This window comes from Arthrobacter sp. IK3 (assembly GCF_051337705.1).
GTDB lineage: Bacteria > Actinomycetota > Actinomycetes > Actinomycetales > Micrococcaceae > Arthrobacter_B > Arthrobacter_B koreensis.
Genome location: NZ_JBPPSW010000012.1, coordinates 136,154 through 160,344, shown reverse-complemented (window position 1 = coordinate 160,344; position 24,191 = coordinate 136,154). Strand labels below are relative to the sequence as shown.

The 24,191-nt window shown below is 64.9% G+C and carries 19 protein-coding genes and 2 tRNA genes; 4 read left to right on the top strand and 17 right to left on the bottom strand.

Annotated features, from left to right (window positions below):
• Window positions 1-53 precede the first annotated feature (53 nt).
• The 3 genes from rpmA to ACSLGO_RS15930 all read right to left on the bottom strand — a co-directional run bounded on the left by rpmA (window position 54) and on the right by ACSLGO_RS15930 (window position 4,461).
• Window positions 54-311: a 50S ribosomal protein L27 gene (gene rpmA / locus ACSLGO_RS15940; protein WP_055240884.1), complete on the bottom strand. Its 258-nt coding sequence runs from the start codon at window positions 309-311 to the stop codon at window positions 54-56.
• A 94-nt stretch (window positions 312-405) separates the two neighbouring features.
• Window positions 406-717 carry a 50S ribosomal protein L21 gene (gene rplU / locus ACSLGO_RS15935; RefSeq protein ID WP_055240883.1) on the bottom strand — a complete coding sequence of 104 codons (312 nt, stop codon included), beginning with the start codon at window positions 715-717 and terminating at the stop codon, window positions 406-408.
• Window positions 718-1,068: 351 nt separating this feature from the next.
• The gene (locus tag ACSLGO_RS15930; RefSeq protein WP_436401470.1) at window positions 1,069-4,461 is read right to left on the bottom strand and encodes an Rne/Rng family ribonuclease; all 3,393 of its coding nucleotides are present in this window, start codon (window positions 4,459-4,461) and stop codon (window positions 1,069-1,071) included.
• Between the two features lie 422 nt (window positions 4,462-4,883).
• On the opposite strand from ACSLGO_RS15930, the gene ACSLGO_RS15925 reads away from it, so the two are divergent.
• Window positions 4,884-5,534: a vitamin K epoxide reductase family protein gene (locus ACSLGO_RS15925; protein WP_377955393.1), complete on the top strand. Its 651-nt coding sequence runs from the start codon at window positions 4,884-4,886 to the stop codon at window positions 5,532-5,534.
• 22 nt (window positions 5,535-5,556) lie between these two features.
• Here ACSLGO_RS15925 and ACSLGO_RS15920 read toward each other — a convergent pair whose 3' ends face one another.
• The 7 genes from ACSLGO_RS15920 to ACSLGO_RS15890 form a co-directional block, all read right to left on the bottom strand.
• Complete coding sequence (locus tag ACSLGO_RS15920) at window positions 5,557-6,198, bottom strand: maltokinase N-terminal cap-like domain-containing protein (protein ID WP_436401469.1); 642 nt, start codon at window positions 6,196-6,198, stop codon at window positions 5,557-5,559.
• A gap of 92 nt (window positions 6,199-6,290) precedes the next feature.
• Window positions 6,291-6,710 carry a nucleoside-diphosphate kinase gene (ndk, locus tag ACSLGO_RS15915; protein ID WP_091604219.1) on the bottom strand — a complete coding sequence of 140 codons (420 nt, stop codon included), beginning with the start codon at window positions 6,708-6,710 and terminating at the stop codon, window positions 6,291-6,293.
• A 53-nt stretch (window positions 6,711-6,763) separates the two neighbouring features.
• The gene (locus ACSLGO_RS15910) at window positions 6,764-7,222 is read right to left on the bottom strand and encodes a DUF4233 domain-containing protein (RefSeq protein ID WP_436401468.1); all 459 of its coding nucleotides are present in this window, start codon (window positions 7,220-7,222) and stop codon (window positions 6,764-6,766) included.
• 4 nt (window positions 7,223-7,226) lie between these two features.
• Window positions 7,227-8,606, bottom strand: a complete 1,380-nt coding sequence (locus ACSLGO_RS15905; RefSeq protein WP_263126983.1) for a bifunctional folylpolyglutamate synthase/dihydrofolate synthase — start codon at window positions 8,604-8,606, stop codon at window positions 7,227-7,229.
• Window positions 8,606-11,899 carry an isoleucine--tRNA ligase gene (gene ileS / locus ACSLGO_RS15900; protein ID WP_436401467.1) on the bottom strand — a complete coding sequence of 1,098 codons (3,294 nt, stop codon included), beginning with the start codon at window positions 11,897-11,899 and terminating at the stop codon, window positions 8,606-8,608. Before ileS ends, ACSLGO_RS15905 begins: the two co-directional genes overlap by 1 nt.
• A 297-nt stretch (window positions 11,900-12,196) precedes the next feature.
• Entirely contained in the window at window positions 12,197-12,940 is a 744-nt protein-coding gene (locus tag ACSLGO_RS15895) for an SDR family oxidoreductase (RefSeq protein WP_387006321.1), read from the bottom strand.
• 629 nt (window positions 12,941-13,569) lie between these two features.
• Window positions 13,570-14,025, bottom strand: coding sequence for a DUF559 domain-containing protein (locus tag ACSLGO_RS15890; protein WP_386916649.1), 456 nt, complete (start codon window positions 14,023-14,025; stop codon window positions 13,570-13,572).
• Between the two features lie 949 nt (window positions 14,026-14,974).
• Here ACSLGO_RS15890 and ACSLGO_RS15885 point away from each other — a divergent pair.
• Window positions 14,975-15,418: a PGPGW domain-containing protein gene (locus tag ACSLGO_RS15885; protein WP_419242651.1), complete on the top strand. Its 444-nt coding sequence runs from the start codon at window positions 14,975-14,977 to the stop codon at window positions 15,416-15,418.
• On the opposite strand, the gene ACSLGO_RS15880 is transcribed toward ACSLGO_RS15885, so the two are convergent.
• Window positions 15,391-15,768 (bottom strand): DUF488 domain-containing protein, encoded by a 378-nt coding sequence (locus tag ACSLGO_RS15880; protein ID WP_436401466.1) that lies wholly within the window; start codon window positions 15,766-15,768, stop codon window positions 15,391-15,393. The two genes, ACSLGO_RS15885 and ACSLGO_RS15880, sit on opposite strands and share 28 nt — an antisense overlap.
• A gap of 111 nt (window positions 15,769-15,879) precedes the next feature.
• Between ACSLGO_RS15880 and valS the strand changes: the two genes are divergently transcribed.
• Window positions 15,880-18,495: a valine--tRNA ligase gene (valS, locus tag ACSLGO_RS15875; RefSeq protein ID WP_436401465.1), complete on the top strand. Its 2,616-nt coding sequence runs from the start codon at window positions 15,880-15,882 to the stop codon at window positions 18,493-18,495.
• A 64-nt stretch (window positions 18,496-18,559) separates the two neighbouring features.
• Here valS and ACSLGO_RS15870 read toward each other — a convergent pair whose 3' ends face one another.
• The 6 genes from ACSLGO_RS15870 to ACSLGO_RS15845 all read right to left on the bottom strand — a co-directional run bounded on the left by ACSLGO_RS15870 (window position 18,560) and on the right by ACSLGO_RS15845 (window position 23,878).
• Entirely contained in the window at window positions 18,560-19,213 is a 654-nt protein-coding gene (locus ACSLGO_RS15870) for a mycothiol-dependent nitroreductase Rv2466c family protein (protein WP_386887094.1), read from the bottom strand.
• A gap of 23 nt (window positions 19,214-19,236) precedes the next feature.
• The gene (clpX, locus tag ACSLGO_RS15865) at window positions 19,237-20,529 is read right to left on the bottom strand and encodes an ATP-dependent Clp protease ATP-binding subunit ClpX (RefSeq protein ID WP_091604188.1); all 1,293 of its coding nucleotides are present in this window, start codon (window positions 20,527-20,529) and stop codon (window positions 19,237-19,239) included.
• Between the two features lie 235 nt (window positions 20,530-20,764).
• Window positions 20,765-21,436: an ATP-dependent Clp protease proteolytic subunit gene (locus ACSLGO_RS15860; protein WP_226802483.1), complete on the bottom strand. Its 672-nt coding sequence runs from the start codon at window positions 21,434-21,436 to the stop codon at window positions 20,765-20,767.
• A 47-nt stretch (window positions 21,437-21,483) separates the two neighbouring features.
• Complete coding sequence (locus tag ACSLGO_RS15855; RefSeq protein WP_091604185.1) at window positions 21,484-22,098, bottom strand: ATP-dependent Clp protease proteolytic subunit; 615 nt, start codon at window positions 22,096-22,098, stop codon at window positions 21,484-21,486.
• Between the two features lie 304 nt (window positions 22,099-22,402).
• Window positions 22,403-23,749 (bottom strand): trigger factor, encoded by a 1,347-nt coding sequence (gene tig / locus ACSLGO_RS15850; RefSeq protein ID WP_377955385.1) that lies wholly within the window; start codon window positions 23,747-23,749, stop codon window positions 22,403-22,405.
• 55 nt (window positions 23,750-23,804) lie between these two features.
• Window positions 23,805-23,878 (bottom strand) — tRNA-Pro (locus ACSLGO_RS15845).
• A 150-nt stretch (window positions 23,879-24,028) separates the two neighbouring features.
• Here ACSLGO_RS15845 and ACSLGO_RS15840 point away from each other — a divergent pair.
• A tRNA-Gly gene (locus ACSLGO_RS15840) sits at window positions 24,029-24,102 on the top strand.
• The last annotated feature ends 89 nt before the right edge of the window (window positions 24,103-24,191 follow it).

The following is a 24,191-nucleotide window of genomic DNA, read 5'->3' as shown; positions in this document are numbered from 1 at the left end:
ACCCGGGGGGGGGGCCTTCGGCCCCCCCCCACCGGAAAAGCTGTGTGCCGAAATTACTCGGCTGCTGCGACGATGTTCACGACGCGGCGGCCACGACGGCTGCCGAACTCAACAGCGCCTGCCTCCAGGGCGAACAGCGTGTCGTCGCCACCGCGGCCAACGCCTGCGCCGGGGTGGAAGTGGGTGCCGCGCTGGCGAACGATGATCTCGCCGGCCTTGACAACCTGGCCGCCGAAGCGCTTTACGCCCAGGAACTGAGCGTTGGAGTCGCGGCCGTTGCGAGTAGAGCTCGCACCTTTCTTATGTGCCATTTTCTAAATCCTGCCTTTGCTATGACTGACTTTGATGCCTAGGTGCGGGCACAATTCCCGCGGTCCGGGACCGAGCGGTCCCCGACGTTAGGAATCAGGAGTTGATGGAGGTGACCTTGACCTTGGTCAGCGAGGAGCGGTAGCCCTGACGCTTCTTGTAACCGGTCTTGTTCTTGAACTTCTGGATGACAATCTTCGGACCCCGGAAGTTTTCGATAACTTCTGCCGTAACCGTAACCTTGGCCAGGTCCTTGGCGGCAGAGGTGACCTTGTCGCCATCAACCAAAAGCAGGGCAGGCAGCTCAAAGGTGCTACCGGCTCCACCGGGGACGCGGTCCAGGGTTACGAGGTCTCCGACGGAAACCTTTTCTTGGCGGCCGCCAGCGCGGACAATCGCGTACACCACTTGGGAACTCACTTCTCTCGACGTTTAATACTTGGATGCGCACTTCGCCGGACCAACAATGTGTCCGGCCTGCGCCATGCAGTCACGCCCTGTACCGAATAACGGCTTAGAAGGCGTTCGCACCGAAGTTCAAGGCTACGCTAAGGGACCCATGTGCCGCAAATGCACGGCAAGTCCAGCGTGCCATCCTCCGGGTGAACTGGGGACGTCACTGCGCTTAGAAACATTCTATAGCACTCCCGGACCGAGGCCGACCGGCGCTCCCGCGCGTTCGGACGGCAGCGCGCGGACAACCGTTAAACAGTTCAGCTCCCGGACGGTGCCGCCGGGAGCTGAACTGTTTGCTGACTGCTAGAGGTCAGAAGCCGGAACGCCGACGCCGAGGATCACCGGAGCCGAACCTTCCGTGCGCGGGGCTGCCGGAGCAGCCGGAGCTGCCGTGGTGCTGCTTCCCTGGGCACCCGCAGCCTCCTCGGGGCCCGCCTGAATGATCTGGGCGTCAGCCGAACCCTGCGGACTGCGTGCTGCACGGCGCCGCCGCGGCCGGCGGGCCGGTTCAGCAGAAACCGGTTCGGAGGACCCGGAGACGTTTTCCCGGGGATTCAGGCTGTCGCTGCCCGCGGGGACGCGCGCGCCTTCAGTTTCCCCTTCCGGCTTCCGGACCTGCGGCTCGGAAGATTTCGGCGACACCTCGTTGAACGCCTCGGTGAGGCTTTCGAGCGTCAGCTGCACGTCCTGGCGTACCGGCCGGCGGCGTTCGCGGCGCGGAACCACCACCGTCTCCCCCTGAATGCGCAGGACGGCGCCTGCTTCCGCCGGTGCGTCATCCTTGGGCTCGCGGATGAGGGGCTTATCCTCGGCACCGGCGTTGCCGCCTTCGCCTGCTGAAGGAGCGGACTCGGCAGCGCTGCGGTCAGCGTGCGGGGCATCGGCGTCGTGCGCTGCCGCGGTGGCCGCCGCAATGCTCGCGAGGGCTGCGCGGGCTGCCTCCGCCTTGGCCGCGCGCTCAGCATCCTCCGCCTGCGGCTCTTCTGCCTTGGGCTGCTCCGCCGGTACCGCCGGAGGCTGCTGGTTCTGCTGCTGGTTCTGGTTGCCTCCGCGGTTCCGGCGCTTGCGTTCCCCGCGGGAAGCCTTCTCCTGCTTCAGGTGCTGGGAGTGGTTGTCATCGGAGACAGCGTGACTCGTGCTGCGGCGGTGTTCCACCGGGATGTCGTGGGTGATCACGCCGCGGCCGGCGCAGTGCTCGCACTCTTCGCCGAAGACTTCCAGCAGGCCCGTGCCCATGCGCTTGCGCGTCATCTGCACCAGGCCCAGCGAGGTGACCTCGGCAACCTGGTGCTTGGTGCGGTCCCTGCCAAGGCACTCAACCAGGCGGCGCAGCACAAGATCCCGGTTGGCTTCGAGCACCATGTCGATGAAGTCGATGACGATGATGCCGCCGATGTCCCGCAGGCGCAGCTGGCGGACCACTTCTTCCGCCGCTTCCAGGTTGTTCTTGGTGACGGTCTCTTCGAGGTTGCCGCCGCTGCCGGTGAACTTTCCGGTGTTGACGTCCACCACGGTCATGGCTTCGGTGCGGTCGATGACCAGCGAACCGCCCGAGGGCAGGAAGACCTTGCGGTCCAGCGCCTTGGCGATCTGCTCGTCGATGCGGCTGGCCGCGAAGATGTCCTCGTCCTTGGTCCACTTCTCCAGGCGTCCCACGAGGTCCGGAGCCACATAGGTGACGTACGCCTCGATGGTGTCCCAGGCTTCCTCGCCGGAGACGATGAGCTTGGAGAAGTCTTCGTTGAAGACGTCGCGGACAACCTTGATGGTGAGGTCCGGCTCGCCGTACAGGAGTTCGGGCGGAAGGGTTTTGGTGGACTTCGCCTTCGCTTCGATGTTCTCCCACTGGGCGCGGAGGCGGTTGATGTCATTCATCAGCTCTTCCTCAGAGGCACCTTCAGCCGCCGTGCGCACAATGACGCCCGCGTTCTGCGGAAGGTGGTCCTTGAGGATCTTCTTGAGCCGGTTGCGCTCCACATCCGGAAGCTTGCGCGAGATACCGGTCATGGAACCGCCCGGCACATAGACCAGGTAGCGACCGGGCAGAGAGATCTGGCTGGTCAGGCGGGCGCCCTTGTGACCCACGGGGTCCTTGGTGACCTGGACCAGGACGGAGTCACCTGACTTCAGGGCAAGTTCGATGCGGCGCGGCTGGCCGTCCAGGCCTGCCGCATCCCAGTTGACCTCACCGGCGTAGAGCACGGCGTTGCGGCCGCGGCCAATATCCACGAACGCAGCTTCCATGCTGGGCAGCACGTTTTGGACCTTGCCAACGTAAACGTTGCCGATCAGCGAATCCTGCTGGGTGTTCGAGACGAAGTGCTCGGCCAGGACGCCGTCCTCAAGGACGCCGATCTGGATCCTGTCGTCGCGCTGGCGGACAATCATCTGCCGGTCCACTGACTCGCGGCGGGCGAGGAACTCGGCCTCAGTGATGACATGGCGGCGCCGGCCGGACTCGCGGGATTCGCGGCGGCGCTGCTTTTTGGCTTCGAGGCGGGTGGAGCCCTTCACAGAGGTGACACGGTCACTCACCGGGGCGTCTGCGTGCGCACGCGGGGCACGGACACGCGTGACGGTGTTGGGCGGATCGTCGTCGGATCCGCCGGTCAGTTCCAGGTCCGCGTCTCCGCGGCGGCGGCGCCTGCGACGGCGGGAGGTCACGCCTTCCGCGTTCTCTTCGCCCGAATCACCGGACTCAGTCTCCTCGCCGTCGGCGCCTGCTTCGCCTTCAGTTCGCGTGCGTCCGCGGCTGCGACGACGGCTGCGGCGGGACCGGTTCGTCTCCCGTCCGTCGTCCTCGGGTGCCTCGTCTTCATCGCTTTCGGCGGCTGCGGCCGCAGCGGCTGCCTGCACGGCAGTGAGGTCAGGGGCGTGGAAGAGCACGGAGGTGGGTGATTCAGGAATGGCAAAGGGGTCAAGCACGGATGACTGCGCGGGCTTGGTTTCTTCTTCGTCGACCGTGTCCTGACCGGACTCCCCGGTTTCGGTCTTGGGTTCGCCGGAATCGGCCGCTTCCGAGGCTGGACCGGCCTTGGCTGAGGCGCGGCGGCGCGTCCGGGTCTTCGCCGGGGCGGGCTCGGCCGCTTCAGCACCAGCGGCTGCTTCTGCGGGGGCTGTTTCAGCGACGGGTTCCGGTGCGGAGTCCTTGTTACCGGCACCTTCTGCGCCTGCAGCTGCTTCGGCGGCCTCAGCTGCCTCGGCAGCTTCGGGGGCAGCCTTCTTGGCCGACGCGCGGCGGCGCCGGACGGTCTTGGCCGGCGCCTCAGCGGCGGAAGCCTCAGAAACCGGGGCCTCGGCGGGTGATTCGGCGTCGGGCGATACAGTGGCAGCTTCTTCGGGCGCGCCTTCGGATGCGGTTTCGTCAGAGGCGGTTTCTTCAGCCTTCGGCTCTGCTGCGGCCTTGCGGCGGGGAGCCCGGGTGCGCTTGGGCTTCGCTGCGGGCTCGGAAGCTGCCGTTTCCGCAGACTCCTGTTCCGCCGGGGTTTCCAGCAGGGCCGGTTCCTGCGCAGCAGTCGGCACTTCCGCTGCTTCTGCGGCTGCCGGCTTGCGGCGGGCACGCGGTGCCCGCTTCGCGGGTGCCTTCGCCGGCGCGTCCGTCTCCGTGGCCTCGACGGCAGCCGAACCCGGCCCGTCAGCTGCCTGGACCTCTGCGGCTGGTTCGACTGCTTCTTCTGTTGTGCGGTCAGTATTCATATACAGCTATGCTCCGGCCCCCGCGGCACTGGCCACATTCCAATGCCCGGAGGGCAATGTATCGGCTGTGCGGGGGCATCGGAGCCTGCGCCAGCCGGAAGTCGTCTAAATGTCTTCCAAGGTCGCACCATCTTGAGGGCGCGGCATCACTTGCAAGACCAGCGGCGCTTTTCCTGCTACCTGCTCGGAACGGCTAGGCGTTTTGGGCTGTGGTAGGGCTGTTCAGCGGATTCCCCTGCCCCATCCGGATTGATGGGCATTCCTACTTGGGAAGCATCGCCGACAGCACCGGAAGCCTGTCGCTGGACCAATGACGGAATGTGGATCCGACACCAGCCACAGCCATTATCTCACACGGAGGTCATTTAGGTATCTGGAACACATAGAATCGGACCACCGATACCCGGCAAAAGGAGCAGCACGTGCCTTCCAGTTCCACCAGCACCACCAGCGGAGCCGATCTGGGCGGGAGGACCGGCGAGGCAGGACTGGTCCGCTCCGTTCAGCAAAAGCCGTTTGCCTGGCTGGTGCTCATCACCTCGGTCATCGGCTGGCTGGGCTCCGCAATCCTGGTCATTGAGCGCCTGAAGGTCTACGCCGACTCCAGCTATATTACGAGCTGCGATATCAGCCCGTGGGTTTCCTGCGGAACCGTCTTTCAGACCTGGCAGGCTTCGCTGTTCGGTTTCCCGAATCCCCTGATCGGCATCGTGGCCTTCGCCGTGATGATCACCGTTGCCATGTCCATGCTCGCCGGTGCACGCTTCAGCCGCTGGTACTGGGCTGCAGTACAGGCGGGAGTAACGCTGGGCATGGTGTTCGTGGTCTGGCTCTGGAGCCAGGCACTGTTCGACATCTATGTGCTGTGCATCTACTGCATCGTCGTGTGGACCGCCATGATCCCACTGTTCGTCTTCACCACGGTGCGTAACCTGGCACACGGCGTCATTCCGGCACCGGCGGGCCTCGTGCGTTTCGTTTCGGAATGGGCCTGGGCCATTACGGCCCTCATCTGGGTCGCGACGGCCGCTTCGATCTTCTTCCGATTCATGAACGCATTCCTCGGCAGCTAACCAGTTCCCGCCAGGACGTTCCCTACCCCAGAGGCAGGCCCCAGCCGAGGACGACGGGTTCGCGCTGGCCCTCCCACGTACCCACCAGCGACGGAGGCGGCGCGGCCCGTCCGCCCAGGTCCAGCACCCGGACCAGGGACAGCTCCCAGCCATCGTGGTGCATAAGGGTGGCAGTCCACCCCGCCGGTTCACGTTCGGGTGCTTCCACGAGTTCCTCGCCGTCGGGCATTCCACTCGTTTCGAGCTTCATGGACTGCGGCAGCTCACGGCGCACCCCGCCCTCCTCGGCATACAGCGGAGCCTGGTCCATGCCGTCGACCACCGCCGCAGTGAAAGCCCTGACGTACTCCGGGTCCCCGCAGCCGTCATAGACCCAGCGGCGGCCCAGGACAGAGTGCTCCATGGTGCCCACCAGGTATCCGTCCCCGCCTTCCAGGGGCCCGGCGCGGTAGGTCAGCGGCACCTGCAGGGTCAGGTTCCCGCTGCGCACGATGTGCGTCTCCATGCCTACCTGGCCCTCGGGGTCATCGAAGCGGTACGCCGCCAGCGGCTCAGCCCGGTTCCCCGTGCCGTCCGCAGCGGTGAACCAAGGCACCGTTGAGAGCCAGCCGGAGATCAGTTCAATTTTTGTCGGGTTCAGGTCTGCCTTGTGGATGAGTGCCATGCGCCCCAGCCTAGCCAGCGCACCACGGATGTACAGGAGGCCGGCACCCGTGGCGGGTGTCGGCCTCCTGAGGAACTGCGTGGATCCGTGGACTACTTGCCGAACCAGATGCCAATCTCGCGTTCAGCGGACTCGGGCGAATCCGAGCCGTGAACGAGGTTCTGCTGCACCTTGGTGCCCCAGTCGCGGCCGAAGTCGCCGCGGATGGTGCCGGGTGCTGCCGTGGTGGGCTCGGTTGCGCCGGCCAGGGACCGGAAACCTTCAATGACACGCTGGCCTTCGAAGACGGCTGCGACAATCGGACCGCTGAGCATGAACTCGACCAGCGGCTCGTAGAACGGCTTGCCGACGTGTTCCGCGTAGTGCTCTTCGAGCAGTTCCCGGGTGGCGTCCATTTTCTTCAGCTCGGCCAGGGTGTAGCCCTTGGCTTCGATGCGGGCCAGGATGGCGCCGGTCAGGTTCCGCTTGACGCCGTCCGGCTTGATCAGGACGAGAGTGCGCTCGGTGCTCACGCTTGGTTTCTCCTTGGAGGTTGAGTGGGAATGCGGTTCAGCTGTTCCTAAGCCTAGCTGCTGGCTTCGCCGGATTCCGTACCAGCCGGGTGGGCAGCTTCCCATTCCGCCTGTTCACGGTCCCGTTGCCGGTTTTCCCTGTCCAACCGGGCGCCGGCGCGGAGTCCGTACCACCAGGTTCCGGCGAACAGAGCTCCTGCCAGGAACATCATGGGTTCCAGGAAGCCGGTGGCGATGATGGCCAGCTGCAGGATCCAGCCGATCGCCGGGCCGGCCGGCTTGGACAGCAGGGCGCAGGTGAGAACCAGGGCAGCCGCCAGGACGATTCCACCAGCCAGGATAGCCGCCGGTGCCACCCGGTCCCGCTGCAGGCCAAACACCGCCAGCGTGCCGAAGAGCACCACGAAGGCCTCCAGGCTCAGGACGGTGGAAGCAAACATTACGCGGATGGACCGGCGCTTCTTGGGCATGCCGGGACGCCATTCGCGCTGTGCCTTGGTCATTCGTGCCATGTGCTTACTTTCCGAGAAGGGTGCGCGCTTCCGCGACCACCGTGATGGAGCCAATCACCAGGACGCCGCCGCCGAGGTCGTTATTCTCCTCGGCCTTGGCTACGGCCCACTCGATGGCGTCATCGAGAGCCGGTTCAACCTGGATATCCTCATCCGCGAAGCCTGCGTCTACCGCGTCCTGCACCAGCTCGTCCGCCGGAATGGCCCGCGGAGAGCTGGACTGGGTGAGGCAGACGCCGGAGACAATGTCACCGAGTACTTCGCGCAGCTCAGCCAGGATGCCGACGGCGTCCTTCTCACCCAGGACGCCGACGACCAGCACCAGGGACGAGAGGTTGAAGGATTCAAGCACCGCCTGGGCGCTTGCCTTCGCTCCGGCCGGGTTGTGCGCCGCGTCCACGATGATGGTCGGTGCCGTGCGGACTACTTCAAGGCGTCCGGGGGACGTGACGGTCCGGAAGCCGGTGCGCAGCAGGTCGGCATCCAGTTCCTTGGCTCCTCCCCCAATGAAGGCTTCCAGTGCGGCCACGGCGACGGCCGCGTTCTGTGCCTGGTGTTCACCGTGCAGCGGAACCAGCAGGTCCTCGTAGCGTCCGGCGAGTCCGTTGATGGTGACCATCTGGCCGCCCACGGCCATGGTGCGGGACTCGACGCCGAACTCGATGCCTTCGAACCGGAAGGGGACTCCTGCCTCGTTGGCCTTCTCCAGGAGTACCTGGGCGGCCTCGACCGGCTGCGCCGCGCTGACCAGGAAGCCGTTTTCCTTGATGATTCCCGCCTTCTCGAAGGCGATGTCCGCGACGTCGTCGCCGAGCAGTTCGGTGTGGTCCAGGGAAATGGGGGTGACCACCGAGACGGTTCCGTCCCCCACGTTCGTAGCGTCGGTGATGCCACCCAGGCCCACCTCGATCACGGCCACATCCACGGGTTCGTCCGCGAAGACCGCGAAGGCCAGGATGGTTACGCACTCGAAGTACGTCAGGCGGGGCTCACCGGCGGCGTCCAGTTCGGCGTCGACCATGGCCAGGTAGGGGCGGATTTCGTCCCAGATGCGCACGAACGTCTCATCCGCAACGGGCTCGCCGTCGATGCTGATCCGCTCGGTCACCTTGCTCAGGTGCGGGCTCGTGTAGCGACCGGTGCGCAGGCCATAGGCGCGCAGGCCGCCCTCGATCAGCCGCGCCGTCGAGGTTTTGCCGTTGGTGCCGGTGATGTGGATGATGGGGAACGCCTTGTTCGGCTCGCCCAGGATCTCCATGGCCCGGAACAGCGGAGCCATACGCGGCTCCATCTTGTTTTCGGGGGCGCGGCTGAGCAGCTCGGCGTAGACGCTTTCCACCGAGAAACCGTCAATTGAACCCGAGGGGGTGTCTTCGGTGCTCATCAGATCTTCTCCACGGTCACGGTGAATGAGTCGTCCTGGTTTCCGGAGCCGTCAACCACCAGTTCTCCGGTCAGGGTTTCGGCCTTGACCAGGCCTGCGTTGGCTTCCAGCGCTGCCGCACTCTGCGCTCCGGTAACCACTGTGGTGCGGATGCGGTCGCTGATGTGCAGGTCTGCGTCGCGGCGGGCCTGCTGGATGGCGCGGATGGCATCGCGGGCGGTGCCTTCCGCTGCCAGCTCGGGCGTGACCTCGGTGTTCAGGACCAGGAACCCGCCGCCGGGCAGGACTGCAACGGCCTTGGAAGACTCGCCCTCGCCGGATTCAACCACGGTCTCCAGGGTGTACTCGTGCGGTTCCAGGGCCAGGCCGCCGGCAGTGACGGTTCCATCCTCGGCAACGGACCAGTCCCCCGTTTTGGAGGCCTTGATGGCGCTCTGCACGTTCTTGCCCAGCCGCGGTCCGGCTGCACGGGCGTTGACGACCAGCTTCTGCGTGATCCCGAACTCGGCCGGATCAGCGGAGCCGGCTTCAACCAGGCGAACGGACTTCAGGTTCAGTTCATCGGCGATGATGGCCGCGAACTGGCCCTTGAGTGCTTCAGCGTCCGGTGCCACCACGGTCATTTCGGACAGCGGAAGCCGTACGCGGAGGTTGGCGGCCTTGCGCAGCGAGGAACCAACGGACGCGATCTTCCGGGTCAGGTCCATGCGGGCCACCAGGTCCGGATCCCGAGGGAAGGCACCGGCTTCGGGCCAGTCGGTCAGGTGTACGGAGCGGCCGCCAGTCAGCCCGCGCCAGATCTCCTCGCTGACCAGGGGCAGCAGCGGAGCAGCGACGCGGCAGAGCGCTTCGAGGCAGGTGTAGAGCACGTCGAAGGCCTGGGTGTCTTCCTCGAAGAACCGGGTGCGGCTGCGGCGGACGTACCAGTTGGTGAGCGTGTCCATGTAGGCGCGCAGCATCTCGCAGGCGACGGACACGTCATAGGTGTCCAGCGCCGTCGTCATGTTCCGGATGAGGTCTCCGGTGGCGGCCAGCATGTAGGTGTCCAGCGGCTCGGTGGACTCATGGCGCAGGGTTGCCTCGTAGCCGGCGCCGTTGTTCGCGGCGTTGGTGTAGAGGGTGAAGAAGTGCCACACGTTCCACAGCGGCAGGATGACCTGGCGGACGCCGTCGCGGATGCCCTGCTCGGTAACAACCAGGTTGCCGCCGCGCAGGATTGGGGAAGCCATCAGGAACCAGCGCATGGCGTCGGAACCGTCGCGGTCCAGGACCTCGGAGACATCCGGGTAGTTCCGCAGGGACTTGGACATCTTCTGCCCGTCCGAACCGAGGACGATGCCGTGGCTGATGACGTTGCGGAACGCCGGGCGGTCAAAGAGTGCCGTGGCGAGGATGTGCAGCGTGTAGAACCATCCGCGGGTCTGGCCGATGTACTCCACGATGAAGTCGCCGGGGTTGTGGTGCTCGAACCAGTCGGCGTTCTCGTGCGGGTAATGCACCTGCGCATAGGGCATCGAGCCGGAGTCGAACCAGACGTCCAGCACGTCCTCGACGCGCCGCATGGTGGACTTGCCGGTGGGGTCGTCCGGATTGGGGCGGGTCAGTTCATCGATGAACGGACGGTGCAGGTCCGGCTGGCCCTCCTTGTTCAGCGGCAGCCGGCCAAAGTCGGCTTCCATCTCCGCGAGGGAACCGTAGACATCCGTGCGCGGGTAGTTGGGGTCATCCGAAACCCAGACGGGGATGGGACTGCCCCAATAGCGGTTGCGGCTGATCGACCAGTCACGGGCGTTTTCGAGCCACTTGCCGAACTGGCCGTCCTTGACGTTCTCCGGGATCCAGTTGATGTCCTGGTTCAGCTCGATCATGCGGTCCTTGATCTTGGTGACCTCGACGAACCAGGAGGAGACAGCCTTGTAGATCAGCGGGTTCCGGCAGCGCCAGCAGTGCGGGTAGGAGTGCTCGTAGCTGGCCTGGCGCAGCAGGCGGCCCTCGGACTTCAGCTCGCGGGTGATCGGCTTGTTGGCATCGAAGACCTGCAGTCCGGCGATTTCGGACAGCGGACCCTCACCGAACATGGGCAGGAACTTGCCGCCCTCGTCCACGGAGAGGATGACGGGGATGCCGTTGGCTTCGCAGACCTTCTGGTCGTCTTCACCATAGGCCGGGGCCTGGTGGACGATGCCGGTGCCGTCGGTGGTGGTGACGTAGTCGGCCACAACGATCCGCCAGGCGTTGGCAGTGCCCCACTTCTCGGCGTCGGCGTAGTAATCCCACAGCGGAACGTAGCGCAGGCCCTCAAGCTCCTTGCCGGTGTGCACGGAAGTGACAGCGGCACGCGCCGCATCGGCGTCGTCGTACCCCAGGTCCTTGGCGTAGGAGCCAACCAGGTCCTCGGCGAGCAGGAAGCGGCCTTCGCCGGCCGTTTCCTGGTCCAGCAGAGTGCCGTTGGGTCCGGCGGGCACGACGGCGTAGCGGACCTCGGGCCCGACGGCGAGTGCCATGTTGGTGGGCAGGGTCCACGGCGTGGTGGTCCAGGCGATCGCATTGACCCCGTCGAGTTCCGCGGAGAGCACGTTGTCCCCTGCGATGATCGGGAACGTCACTGTGACGGTCTGGTCCTGGCGCATCTTGTAGACGTCGTCGTCCATGCGCAGTTCGTGGTTGGAGAGCGGCGTCTCATCCTTCCAGCAGTACGGGAGCACCCGGAAGCCGCTGTAGGTCAGGCCCTTCTCATGCAGGGTCTTGAAGGCCCAGATGACCGACTCCATGTACTCGACGTTGAGCGTCTTGTAGTCGTTCTCGAAGTCCACCCAGCGGGCCTGGCGGGTAACGTAGTCCTGCCATTCGCCGGCGTACTTCATGACCGAGGCACGGCAGGCATCGTTGAACTTGTCGATGCCCATCTTCTCGATCTGCACCTTGTCGCTCATGCCGAGCTGCTTCATGGCTTCCAGTTCGGCCGGCAGGCCGTGGGTGTCCCAGCCGAAGCGGCGCTCAACGCGGTGTCCGCGCTGGGTCTGGTAGCGGGCCACCAGGTCCTTGACGTAGCCGGTCAGCAGGTGGCCATAGTGCGGCAGGCCGTTGGCGAAGGGAGGGCCGTCATAGAAGACGAACTCGTTGGAGCCGTCTTCGCCCGCAGGCCGGGCATCGATGGAGGCCTGGAAGGTGCCGTCCTCATCCCAGTACTTCAGGACCCGCTCTTCGATCTCGGGGAACCTGGGTGAGGAGGCTGCTGCTTCGGCGGAATCGCCCGTGGAGGCCTTGGGGTAGATCTGTGGCATTTTCGTCATCCTGGTAGCGGCAAGTGAATCTGGCTGTAAATACAGGATGCAAGGGCGAACTTTTCCTGCGCGAACGCCGGGGATAAGCCGCGGTACCACCTCGCTTGCCGCCGTCGTGCTCCCTGTACCGGGTGCGCGACGGCTGCCGCTCATTGACTGCTGTGACGGGCTTACCCGTCCGGTTCTACTGGGCGCCTGGATCGGCGCTGTTCTTCCGGAAGCTCACCGGTGATGGCCGGGTCAAAGCTGCTTGGGCCAGTTTAGGCTACGGCCGGGGCGTCTGTCGAAGCCCCGGCCGGCCACAGCTTAGCGGCGGATGACTTTGTGCTGTGCGGCCTGGGCCACCGGGCGGATGACCACCTGGTCCAGGTTGACGTGGTGGGGCGCGTTCAAGGCGTAGGCCATCACGTCCGCGACGTCGTCAGCGGTGAGCGGCTTCTCGACGCCGGCGTAGATTTTCTCCGCCGCAGCTGCGTCACCGAGCCGGTTCAGGGAGAACTCCTCGGTCTTGACCATGCCGGGCAGGATCTCGATGACGCGCACGTTGTGTTCGGCTTCCTCCAGCCGCAGTGCCTGTGTCATGGCTTCCTCTCCTGCCTTGGCGGCACAATAGCCGGCTCCGCCCTCGTAGGCTGCGAGCGCGGCGGTGGAGGTCAGCATGAGAATGGACCCCTCGCCGTTCTCGCGCAGGGCAGGAAGGAAGGCCTGCGTGACGTTCAGTGCGCCCAGGACGTTGACGTTGTACATCCGAACCCAGTCCTGCGGATCGCCGGTTGCCACCGGGTCCATTCCAAAGGCGCCGCCGGCGTTATTCACGATGGCGTCCACTCCCCCATCAGCGAGCACTTGGCTGGCCATGGACTCCACGGAGCTGCGGTCGGTGACGTCGCAGGCGATGGTCCGCGCACCGGTTTCCTCTGCGAGGTCCTTCAGCCGGTCTTCCCGGCGGGCGACGGCGATGACGTCCCAGCCCGTCTTCCGCAGGGCACGGACTGCTGCCGCACCGATTCCCGAGCTTGCTCCGGTCACTACCACGCGCTTGTTTGTCATGACCGCTACCCTAGCGAACCGCCTCAGGGTTGGCCCCGGTGCGCGTCATGCTGTGTCGCCGTGGGGTGCCGTCGGCGTGTGCTGCGCTGATTCCCAGCCGTCGTTGCTGGTGTGGCCGCCGGGACGCGTGCCGGCGCACATGCCGGCGCAGTTTCCCAGCCCTCGTTACTGGCCTGGCCGCCGGGACCCGTGACGGCCCAGTTTCCCAGCCCTCGTTACTGGCGTGGCCGCCGGGACCCGTGACGGCGTAGTTTCCCAGCCCTCGTTACTCCTGTGGCTGCCGGGACGCGTGACGGCGCAGTTTCCCAGCCCTCGTTACTGGTTTGGCAGATGAGACCCCAAGGGTCACTATCCGTCACAGACGCTGGGAAGGCGGGACAGCCCCAGGACGGATTCTGCCCCTAAGTGGGAGCGTCGAGTTCACCGCCCGAGGGGACATTTGCTAGGAAGGTCTGTCCTCTCGGAGACACTCTCCCGCGGCAGCAAGTCCTTTCCAGCGGCCGCAGTCTTTCACATCTGGGGATCTTCGTCCCCGTGCAGTTTCCCTGCCGTCGTTACGTGTGTGCGTGTGTGCGTGTGGCTGATGAGACCTCGTGCCCGTGCAGTTTCCCAGCATTCCCCGCGGTGCTTTAGGTACGGGCCAGGGCGGCCCGGACCAGACGGATGAACTCTTCCGGGCGGCGCAGGATCATCTCCGCGGTGATGCGCAGCGTTACGAGCCCACGGGCGGTAGCCCGGTTCCATCTGGCCCGGTCATTCCGGTATTCAGCGCGGCCGCTGTGGAACTCGTAACCGTCCAGTTCGACGATGAGCCGGTCACCAACCAGGAAATCGACCCTGCCCACTCCTTCCACCACCACTTCCCGCTGGACCATAAACCCCGCAGCGCAAAGGTGGTAGCGGGCGCAGACTTCCAACGGAGATGCCGTCCTCCGGCCGATTCCGTCGAGAAGTGCACGGACCCGCCAGTCCTGTGGCCGGTCAAAGGCCCGGATCAGTGCGGCTTTCGAGACGGCGTTGCGGGCGACGGCAGATTCGGCAATCACCAGCGCCTGCAGCGGAGGAAGGCACCGAAAGGCGTCCACGACGACGTCCGCCGGCAAACACACCAGCCTCGCCGCCGACCTTCTACCCCGATGGAGACAGATTCCGGGCATGTTTACAACCTTGTCGGCTCTCAGATGGAGGACCTCCGGCGGCTCCAGGACCCACCAGCCCTGGACTTGAGCAGCTGAGACACATGTGAGGGAGGTCCCGAGTGAAGCCGCCGCAACCAGCTCCGGAGGAGCATCTTGAAGCCTGTAGTACCCGCGCCCGGCGCGCTGGAGGACGCCGCTGCGCTGCGCAGCCGTCACCCTGGCACGGCCGAACCCGTTGGCTGCGAGCGCCCCGACGCTTATCACTCCATAGTGTGCCCGGCACACTGCTTCTATCGGGTGCACTGTTCTTAGCGCCTGTACGGCTTCCGGAGGCTCCACCATCCAAGCTTGGACCGGGCATGCGCAACGAGTGCGGCCTGGGGCCGAACCTGTGGACGCGGTGGGGATTCACTCCCTGGGTCCGGAGCCGTGGAGGAACACACGACGCCGGTGGACAACTCCCAGCTCGCGGCTTCCCACCCCTCGTTGTCATTGCATATCTGTGTGACCCCACCGGTCCCACCCGCAACAGAGAATGGGAACCACCGCACAGCCGACACCCCACCCGTCCCACCCGCAACAGAGAATGGGAACCACCGCACAGCCGACACCCCACCTGTCCCACCCGCAACAGAGAATGGGAACCACCGCACAGCCGACACCCCACCCGTATCACCCGCGCCACGCGCAACAGAGAATGGGAACCAGCGCACAGCCGACACCCCACCCGTCCCACGCGCAACAGAGACTGGGAACTCCCGCACGGCCGGCGGCAGGAAGCCCATCGAAGACAGGGACCCAGCGCGCAGCTCGCCCCAGGATTACCCCCCCAGGATTACCCCCTAGGCAGACCCGCCGCCTCGGTCCCGGAAGAGGGTTGTGTAAAGCTAGTTCCATGCCGCGCACCGACAGAATCCCTGCATGGGTCCGCCGCACGGGCATCGAAGTGGCCGGCTGGACCCTCATTGTGCTGGGAGCTGCCGCACTCGTCCTGCCGGGACCGGGTCTGCTGATGCTGGTTGCCGGCCTGGCCATCTTGTCCCTGCGCTACCACTGGGCCAACCGCTGGTTGCACCCGGTCAAGGTGCAGGCCTACCGTGCTGCCGAGCAGGGCGTGCAGTCCTGGGCCCGTATTATCATCGCCCTGGCAAGTGCTTCCACCCTCATCGCTGCCGGAATCACCTGGGGACTGTGGCGCACGGTGCCGGACTGGTGGCCCCTGGAAAATCAGTGGTGGCTTCCGGGCGGCTGGACCACGGGCACGGCGCTCATCCTCTCCGGCTGCATCGCGATTGCCCTGGTGGGCTACAGCTACGTCAGGTTCAGGCCCAGCAAATAGTCCCGCAGCACCACAGCCTCGTTCTCTTCCTCGTTCCGCGCAGCGAAGAGCAGGACAGTGTCCGGCCGGCCCACACACTGGGCTGCGAAGTCAGCCACGGCCCTGTTGCCCTCGAGCTTCTGGATATAGCGCTCCGTGAAGCCTTCCCAGCGCTCGGGCCGATGGCCAAACCACTGGCGCAGCTCGTTACTCGGGGCGGCGTCCTTGAGCCACTCGTCAAGCTCCGCCCGGGCTTTGGAAACCCCGCGGGGCCAGAGCCTGTCCACAAGTACCCGGAAGCCGCCGTCGGGCTCTGCATAGATGCGCCGAACGCGCACCTGGGACGGATCCAGCCTGCCGATATCAGCCATACACGGATGCTAGGCGGTTGCGCACGCACCGGAAAGGTCCAGGCGGGGCCATGCGGCACGGCGCCGCGACACAGATGACGGCGGCACCGGCGCCCGTGGGAGAATGGCACCATGGCTGACAATATCCCGGGCACAGACACGCCCGCTGCGACCGTTTCCGTTCCTGACAAACCCGCCCTCGAAGGGCTGGAAGAGACCCTGAGCCGCCGCTGGCGCGAAGAAGGCACCTACGCCTTCAACCCGGACACGGTCCGGGAAGAGGTCTACTCGATCGACACTCCCCCGCCGACCGCATCGGGTTCCCTGCACGTGGGCCACATGTTCTCCTACACCCAGACCGACGTCCTGGCCCGCTACCAGCGCATGAAGGGGAAGAACGTTTTCTACCCCATGGGCTGGGATGACAACGGCCTGCCCACTGAACGCCGGGTGCAGAACTACTACGGCGTGCGTTGCGATCCCACCAAGCCTTATGACCCGGACTACCGTCCCCCGGCAACGGCCCCGAAGAACCAGCGCGACTTCGACGTCATCTCCCGGCGCAACTTCATCGAGCTCTGCGAAGAGCTGGCTGTTGAGGACGAAAAGGTCTTCGAGAACCTCTTCAGCACCCTTGGCCTGTCCGTCGACTGGACCCGCACCTACCGCACCATCGACGACCACTCCCGCGCCGTCAGCCAGCGCGCGTTCCTGGAGAACCTGAAGGCCGGCGACGCCTACATGGCCGAAGCCCCCACCCTGTGGGACGTCACCTTCCGCACCGCCGTGGCCCAGGCCGAACTCGAAGACCGCGAACAGCCCGGCGCGTACCACCGCGTCAGCTTCCACGCGCCCGACGGCGAGAAGATCTTCATCGAGACCACCCGCCCGGAGCTCCTGCCGGCCTGTGTGGCCCTCGTGGCACACCCCGACGACGAGCGCTACCAGCGCCTGTTTGGCACCACGGTGACGTCCCCGCTGTTCGACGTCGAGGTCGAGGTCAAGGCGCACCCGCTGGCTAAGCCGGACAAGGGCTCGGGCATCGCCATGATCTGCACCTTCGGCGACCTCACCGACGTCACCTGGTGGCGCGAGCTGAACCTGCCCACCCGCGCCGTGATCGGCCGTGACGGCCGCATCCTCACGGAAACGCCCGAGTGGATCAAGACCCCCGCCGCGCAGGAAAACTACGCCGCAGTCGCCGGCAAGACCGTCTTCAGCGCCAAGGAAGCCGTCGTGGAGCTCCTCCGCGCGAGCGGCGACCTGGACGGCGAACCCAAGAAGATCACCCACCCGGTGAACTTCTTCGAAAAGGGCGACAAGCCGCTTGAAGTTGTCACCAGCCGCCAGTGGTACATCCGCAACGGCGGCCGCGATGCCGACCGCCGCGAACGGCTCATCACCCGCGGCAAGGAAATCGACTTCCACCCCGCGTTCATGCGCTCCCGCTACGAGAACTGGATCGAAGGCCTCAACGGGGACTGGTTGGTTTCCCGCCAGCGCTTCTTCGGCGTTCCCGTTCCCGTCTGGTACCCGCTGGATGCCTCCGGCAACCCGGACTATGACAACCCGATCCTGCCGTCGTTCGAGTCCCTGCCGGCTGATCCGGCAGCCGACCCGGCACCGGGGTACGAAGAGTCCCAGCGTAACCAGCCAGGCGGCTTCATTGGCGACGCCGATGTGCTGGATACCTGGGCAACCTCCTCCCTCACCCCGCAGATTGTGGGCGGCTGGGGTGTGGATGAAGACCTCTTCGCCAAGGTCTTCCCCTTCGACCTGCGCCCGCAGGGACACGACATCATCCGAACCTGGCTATTCTCCTCCGTGGTCCGCGCCGATGCCCTGCAGCACGCTGCTCCGTGGAAGCACGCAGCGATTTCGGGCTGGATCCTGGATCCCGACCGCAAGAAGATGTCAAAGTCCAAGGGCAACGTGGTGGTACCCACCGATGTGCTCAACGAGTACGGGTCCGACGCCGTCCGGTACTGGGCTGCCTCGGCCCGCCTGGGCGCCGACACGGCCTACGAGATCGCCCAGATGAAGATCGGCCGCCGCCTGGCCATCAAGCTGCTCAACGCCTCCAAGTTCGTCCTGAACCTGGGCGCCACCGAAGCCAACGTGGTTGATGCTGACACCTCGGCGATCACCAATCCGCTGGACCAGTCGCTGCTCGTGCAGCTGGTGGACGTGGTCAACAACGCCACCAAGGCGTTTGAGAGCTACGACTACGCCCGGGCGCTGCAGATCACCGAGTCCTTCTTCTGGTCCTTCACGGATGACTACGTTGAGCTGATCAAGGACCGCGCCTACGGTGCTGCCGGCGGCGCTGAGCAGGCCTCGGTGCTGGCCACCCTGGCCACCACCCTGGACTCGCTGCTCCGCCTGTTCGCCCCGTTCCTGCCCTTCGCCACCGAAGAGGTCTGGAGCTGGTGGCGCGCCGGATCCGTCCACCGCGCGTCCTGGCCCACCGTCGACGGCCTGGCCGCCGGCGTCTCCGGTGCCGACGCAGCAATTCTCGGAACCGTTGCCCAGGCTCTGGGCGGCATCCGCAAGGCCAAGTCCGAGGCCAAGGTCAAGCAGCGCACCGAGGTTCTCAACGCGGCCGTCACCGCCCCCGCGGCCCAGGTGGAACGCCTGCGTGCAGGCCTGCCGGATCTGCTGGCAGCGGGCAACGTGCGGAACCTTGACCTGGTGGCCGGCGACGGCGAACTGTCCGTCAGCGGCGTCGAGCTGGCTCCCGCGGAGTAAGCAGCACAAGGCACAAAAGTGCCCGGCCGGATTCGATCCGGCCGGGCACTTTTTTGTTCTGCGTTTAGTCGAACTGCGGGTCCTCTGTGCGGCTGCGCTTGATCTCGAAGAAGTGCGGGTTCGAGGCCAGCGCGAGAGCCCCGTCGAACATTTTCCCGGCTTCCTCGCCGCGCGGGATCCGGGTCAGCACCGGACCGAAGAAGGCCGTGCCGTTGAAAGCGACCACCGGGGTTCCGACGTCGTCGCCCACCTTGTCGATCGCTTCCTGGTGCGAGGCACGCAACTGGGTGTCGAACTTATCCGTGGCGGCGACGTCGGCCAGGTCGGCCGGCAGGCCTGCCTCAGCGAGGGACTCCGCGATGACTGCGTCATAGTCCTTCATCCCCTGGACGTGGATGCGGGTGCCCATGGCGTCGTAGAGCTTCTTGATGTTCTCCGGGCCATGCAGTTCTGCTGCCGCGATGATGACGCGGACCGGACCCCAGGCCTTGTCGATCCGTGCACGGTAATCCTCGGGAAGGTCACGGCCTTCGTTGAGCACGGAAAGGGACATGACGTGCCATTCGGTGCGGACGTCTCGAACCTGCTCGACTTCGCCCATCCAGCGTGAGGTCACCCAGGCGAACGGGCAGGTGGGATCGAACCAGAAATCGGCAACAGCAGTATTTTCGGGCACAGGCTTACTCCTCGTTAAGAATCGGTGCGGACCGGAAATCATGTCCCACTTGCGCCAGCGCGCAATCAGGCTGACTTATTCCGGCGCTTCGCAATGACGTCGTGGGAAATGAGCGTCGGTTCGGCCTTCTCCGTGACCGCCTCAGGGGTGATCACCACACGGGCAATGTCCTCGCGGCTGGGGAGATCGAACATCACCGGCAGCAGGACTTCCTCCAGGATGGCGCGCAGTCCGCGTGCACCGGTTCCGCGGCCCAGGGCCTGGTCCGCAATGGCGTCCAGTGCCTCCGGTTCAAAGACCAGCTCCACGCCGTCGAGCTGGAACATCTTCTGGAACTGCTTGACCAGCGCATTCTTCGGCTCGGTAAGGATCTGGATCAGCGCCTTGCGGTCCAGGTTGGACACGGTGGTGATGACGGGGAGTCGGCCTATGAATTCGGGGATCAGGCCAAACTTCAGCAGGTCTTCGGGCATGACGTCCGCGTAGGAGTCCGTGTCCTTGCTGGTCTCGTTCAACGGGGCACCGAAGCCGATGCCCTTGCGGCCCGAGCGGGACCCGATGATTTCCTCGAGGCCGGCAAAGGCACCGGCCACGATGAAGAGGACATTCGTGGTGTCGATCTGAATGAATTCCTGGTGCGGGTGCTTCCGTCCGCCCTGCGGCGGCACGGACGCCACGGTGCCTTCAAGGATCTTCAGCAGGGCCTGCTGGACGCCCTCACCCGAGACATCACGGGTGATGGAGGGGTTTTCACTCTTACGGGAAATCTTGTCGATCTCGTCGATGTAGATGATTCCCTGCTCGGCCTTCTTGACGTCATAGTCAGCAGCCTGGATGAGCTTGAGAAGGATGTTTTCAACGTCCTCGCCCACATAGCCTGCCTCGGTCAGGGCCGTCGCGTCCGCAACGGCGAACGGGACGTTCAGCCTGCGGGCCAGGGTCTGTGCGAGGTAAGTCTTGCCGCAGCCTGTGGGACCGATCAGCAGGATGTTGGACTTGCCAATCTCCACGTCCTCGGTGCCGACGGCGTCGCTGAGGTTGGCCGTGGAACGGCTGGCGTGGCCGGACTGGATGCGCTTGTAGTGGTTGTACACGGCGACGGCGAGGGAACGCTTTGCGGGTTCCTGGCCGATCACGTACTCCTGCAGGGAGTCGAAGATCTCCCGTGGCTTCGGCAGGACAAAGGAGTCACCTTCAGCAGTCTCCGAAAGCTCTTCCTCGATGATCTCGTTGCAGAGTTCGATGCACTCGTCGCAGATGTAAACGCCGGGACCGGCGATCAGCTTGCGCACCTGTTTCTGGCTCTTTCCGCAGAAAGAGCACTTAAGCAGATCTGTGCTCTCACCAATGCGAGCCATAATTCAGTCCCCTTTAGATGGTCCTCGTCAGGCGGGCGCCGTGCCGAAGAAAAAACGTGCCGGAAGGAAAACCATGCCAGTCAACCATGATCCACTCTAGGACACTTGGGTGAGGTAATCAGCAATTTCGGGCCCGTGGTGCGGCTTTTTACCTGCCGCCTGCACGCGCCCTGCCGCCCCAGACAGCACAGCCGTCCCCGTCCATGTCTGGGCGGGGACGGCTGTCATGATCCTGCTAGCCCTTGTTGATTGCCGGTGTCTTGATCTTGCGGGAGTCGAGGACCTGGTCAATCAGCCCGTATTCCAGGGCGGACGCCGCGGTGAGAATCTTGTCCCGCTCGATGTCCCGGTTGACTTCCTCCGACGTCTTGTTCGAGTGCAGTGCCAGGGTGTCCTCCAGCCAGGTACGCATGCGCATCACCTCGGCGGCCTGGATTTCGAGGTCCGAGGCCTGTCCGCGCTCTCCGCCGCCGAGTGCCGGCTGGTGGATCAGCACACGCGCGTTCGGCAGGGCAAGACGCTTGCCGGGGGTTCCGGCTGCAAGCAGGACGGCTGCCGCGCTTGCGGCCTGGCCCAGGCAGACGGTCTGAATCTCGGGACGGATGTACTGCATCGTGTCGTAGATGGCAGTCATAGCCGTGAAGGAGCCACCGGGCGAATTGATGTACAGCGTGATGTCGCGGTCCGGATCGGTGGACTCCAGGACCAGCAGCTGGGCCATGATGTCATCCGCTGAGGCGTCGTCCACCTGCACGCCGAGGAAGATGATGCGGTCCTCGAAGAGCTTGGTGTACGGGTCCTGGCGCTTGAAGCCGTAGGGCGTGCGCTCCTCGAACTGCGGCAGTACGTAGCGGCTGGACGGCATCTGCGGTGCCATGCTGCCCGGGGTTCCAAAATTGTGGTTCATTGCTTTACTCCTGAAGTCTGTGGTGCGCTGGCCGGCTGGGAGCTGGACTAGTCCTGCTCGCCGTCCTGGTCCTGGTTGGTTCCGCCGCCGCCGGTGACGCCGCCGGCATGAGCGGAGATCTTGTCGAAGAAGCCGTAAGCCAGGCCCTCTTCTGCGGTGAACCACTTGTCGCGGTCATTGTCCTTCAGGATCTGCTCAACGGTCTGTCCGGTCTGCTCGGCAGTGAGCTCGGCCATGACCTGCTTCATGTGCAGGATCAGTTCTGCCTGGATCCGGATGTCCGAGGCGGTGCCGCCGATGCCGCCCGACGGCTGGTGCATCAGGATGCGGGCGTGCGGGGTTGCGTAACGCTTGCCCTTGGTGCCGGAGGAGAGCAGGAACTGGCCCATGGAAGCAGCCAGTCCCGTGGCGACGGTGACGACGTCGTTCGGGATGAACTGCATGGTGTCGTAGATCGCCATGCCGGCAGTGACGGATCCGCCGGGAGAGTTGATGTAGAGGAAGATGTCCTTCTCCGGGTCCTCGGCTGAGAGGAGGAGAAGCTGGGAGCAGATCGCGTTGGCGTTGTCGTCCCGGACTTCCGAGCCGAGCCAGATGATCCGTTCCTTCAGCAGCCGGTTGTAGATGTAGTCATCCCGGCTGGCCGGGTCCACAGTAGCCATAGTGGGTGTGCTGGGTGCATTTGCCATACTGAGTGACCTCTCGCTCTGGCGGAGAGGGTCTGGTTTTGGTGCCCTTGATGCACCGCCCCAGCTCCCGCCGTTTATCTCTTCTTGGACACTAACCGTTCCCGCCGGTCTTTTGCTCCCGTTACGCGCGCTGTTCGCTGACGGCGCACGTTGCCGGGGCGGGGCGCGGGGCAGGCTGAATGCGCCGCTGGCTGGTGCCTTTAACGGGGTGGAGCACCGCAGCATGCTGCGGTGCTCCATCTCGCTGCGCCCGGAAAACGTCCCGGGCAGCCAGCGGCTATGCCTTTTCTTCGCTGGCCTCTTCCGTGGCTTCAGCGGCTGCTTCTTCGCCTTCCGGACGCACGAAGGCGGTCAGGTCGACGTCGGCACCGGTGGTGTCGGTGACCTTCGCCAGCTCCAGGACCTTGGCAAGGGCCTTGCGGCGGCGGACTTCGCCAACCATCATCGGGACCTGGCCGCCCTGATCGATGAGCTGGGCGAACTGGTTCGGATCCATACCGTACTGGCCGGCCATGGAAACGATGTAGTCGATGAGCTCGTTCTGGTTGACGCCGACTTCTTCCTTGTCAGCAACGGCGTCGAGGATGATCTCGTTCTTGAACGCCTGCTCGGTGTTCTCGCGGATCTCGGCGCGGTGTTCCTCGGTGTCGTGGTCTTCACCGGCCGCATGTGCCGACTCGGAGTTGAAGTGCTGGTCCAGCTGCTCTTCGATGACGGACTCCGGAACCGGAACCTCGATCATTTCGAGGAGCTTCTCGAGGACCTTGTCGCGGGCTTCAACGCCCTGCTCCATGACCTTGGCTTCGGCAGCGCGCTTGGCCAGGTCTTCGCGCAGTTCAGCGATGGTGTCGAATTCGCTGGCCAGCTGCGCGAAGTCATCATTGGCCTCGGGAAGCTCGCGCTCCTTGACGGCCTTGACGGTGACGGTGACCTCGGCGTCGGCGCCTGCGTGCTCGCCGCCTGCAAGCTTCGTGGTGAAGGTGGCGGATTCGTCGGTGGAGAGGCCGGTGACGGCTTCGTCCATTCCTTCGAGCATGGTTCCGGCGCCTACCTGGTAGGACAGATCCGAAGCGGAGTCGACCTCTTCGCCGTCGACCTTGGCAACCAGGTCCATGGTGAGGAAGTCATTTTCAGCCGCCGGGCGGTCGACGCTCTTGAGGGTGCCGAAGCGGCCGCGCAGCTCTTCGAGGGCCTTTTCTATGTCCGCGTCGCCGGCTTCGGCGGGCTCAACGGTGACCTCGATGCCGGCGTAGTCCGGAAGCTCGATTTCGGGACGGATGTCCAGCTCTACGTTGAAGACCAGCTGGCCCTCGTCGGAGGTGGGGTCCGGAACTTCGCTGATCTCGACCTCAGGGCGGCTCAGCGGACGGATGCCCGTCTCCTGGACTGCTGCCTGGTAGAAACCGTTCAGGCCGTCGTTGATGGCGGTTTCGAGGACGTAGCCGCGGCCAACGCGCTGATCGATGAGCTTGTTGGGGACCTTGCCCTTGCGGAAGCCGGGGACCTGCACCTGGGTGGCGATGGTCTTGTAGGCCTCGTCGATGCTCGGCTTCAATTCCTCAAGCGGAACTTCTACGTTGAGCTTTACCCGCGTGGGTGTGAGGTTTTCTACAGCGCTCTTCACAGCGTTAGTTCTCCTGAGGGTTCTGGGGTTGGTCTGCACCGTCGTTTATACAGAGTCGGGGTGACAGGATTTGAACCTGCGACTTCCTGCTCCCAAAGCAGGCGCTCTTCCAAGCTGAGCTACACCCCGTCAGTGCACCTGACAGCCTACCGGCATTGACTTCCACATGCACAATTCCGAGGCGCCGAGACCCTCCGCTGACCCGTCAGGAACGAGGGAAGCCGCCGATTATTCATCCGCCGAATTACCGTGCTAAGGTAAATCCTGCCTTACGGCGCCGGGGATGTAGCTCAATGGTAGAGCCTCAGTCTTCCAAACTGATTACGCGGGTTCGATTCCCGTCATCCCCTCCACGGATTTATTCCGCACAGGCCCCCGTTCCACCACCGAGACCAATGGTTACCGGAGGTGGACCGGGGCCTTTTTCGTGCCCGCCGAGGCC

Bases quoted from the DNA above. Each gene is read 5' to 3' on its own strand.
- ACSLGO_RS15905 (WP_263126983.1), bottom strand. From the start codon at position 8,606: ATGAGCACCGAAGACACCCCCTCGGGTTCAATTGACGGTTTCTCGGTG.
- ACSLGO_RS15880 (WP_436401466.1), bottom strand. From the start codon at position 15,768: ATGGCTGATATCGGCAGGCTGGATCCGTCCCAGGTGCGCGTTCGGCGC.
- rpmA (WP_055240884.1), bottom strand. From the start codon at position 311: ATGGCACATAAGAAAGGTGCGAGCTCTACTCGCAACGGCCGCGACTCC.
- ACSLGO_RS15885 (WP_419242651.1), top strand. From the start codon at position 14,975: ATGCCGCGCACCGACAGAATCCCTGCATGGGTCCGCCGCACGGGCATC.
- ACSLGO_RS15920 (WP_436401469.1), bottom strand. From the start codon at position 6,198: ATGGCACTCATCCACAAGGCAGACCTGAACCCGACAAAAATTGAACTG.
- ACSLGO_RS15855 (WP_091604185.1), bottom strand. From the start codon at position 22,098: ATGGCTACTGTGGACCCGGCCAGCCGGGATGACTACATCTACAACCGG.
- ileS (WP_436401467.1), bottom strand. From the start codon at position 11,899: ATGACGAAAATGCCACAGATCTACCCCAAGGCCTCCACGGGCGATTCC.
- clpX (WP_091604188.1), bottom strand. From the start codon at position 20,529: ATGGCTCGCATTGGTGAGAGCACAGATCTGCTTAAGTGCTCTTTCTGC.
- valS (WP_436401465.1), top strand. From the start codon at position 15,880: ATGGCTGACAATATCCCGGGCACAGACACGCCCGCTGCGACCGTTTCC.
- ACSLGO_RS15895 (WP_387006321.1), bottom strand. From the start codon at position 12,940: ATGACAAACAAGCGCGTGGTAGTGACCGGAGCAAGCTCGGGAATCGGT.
- ACSLGO_RS15910 (WP_436401468.1), bottom strand. From the start codon at position 7,222: ATGGCACGAATGACCAAGGCACAGCGCGAATGGCGTCCCGGCATGCCC.
- ACSLGO_RS15870 (WP_386887094.1), bottom strand. From the start codon at position 19,213: ATGATTTCCGGTCCGCACCGATTCTTAACGAGGAGTAAGCCTGTGCCC.
- ACSLGO_RS15860 (WP_226802483.1), bottom strand. From the start codon at position 21,436: ATGAACCACAATTTTGGAACCCCGGGCAGCATGGCACCGCAGATGCCG.
- ACSLGO_RS15930 (WP_436401470.1), bottom strand. From the start codon at position 4,461: ATGAATACTGACCGCACAACAGAAGAAGCAGTCGAACCAGCCGCAGAG.